Here is a 319-nt window from a genome sequence, read left to right as displayed (position 1 = left end):
CTCCGTCGGCTGCGCCCCCTGCACCCGCCGGGTCGCCGAGGGCGAGGACGCCCGGGCCGGCCGCTGGGCCGGGCGCGCCAAGACCGAGTGCGGACTGCACGGCTGATGACCCGACGCCGACGTACGGAGACGGAGACGGACCGGATGAGCCCGAGCGGACAGGGGGCGACGGTGTGGCTGACCGGACTGCCCAGTGCCGGCAAGACCACCATCGCCCACGCGCTGGCGGAGCGGCTGCGCGGCGAGGGCCACCGGGTGGAGGTCCTCGACGGCGACGAGATCCGCGAGTTCCTCTCCGCCGGACTGGGCTTCGGCCGCG

1 protein-coding gene and 1 pseudogene are annotated in these 319 nt (G+C 76.2%); both read left to right on the top strand.

The window, feature by feature from the left end:
• Nucleotides 1-106: pseudogene (locus tag WDV06_RS37285) on the top strand (phosphoadenylyl-sulfate reductase); the annotation flags it as partial.
• A partial coding sequence (locus WDV06_RS37280) for an adenylyl-sulfate kinase (RefSeq protein ID WP_395514216.1) occupies nt 106-319 on the top strand: 214 nt, incomplete at its 3' end. The pseudogene WDV06_RS37285 and the gene WDV06_RS37280, both read left to right, overlap by 1 nt.

It is taken from the genome of Streptomyces racemochromogenes, assembly GCF_044129415.1.
GTDB classification, from domain to species: Bacteria; Actinomycetota; Actinomycetes; order Streptomycetales; family Streptomycetaceae; genus Streptomyces; species Streptomyces racemochromogenes_A.
Note: the sequence above shows the minus strand (reverse complement) of the source record. Positions and strands in the feature narration are given on the sequence as shown.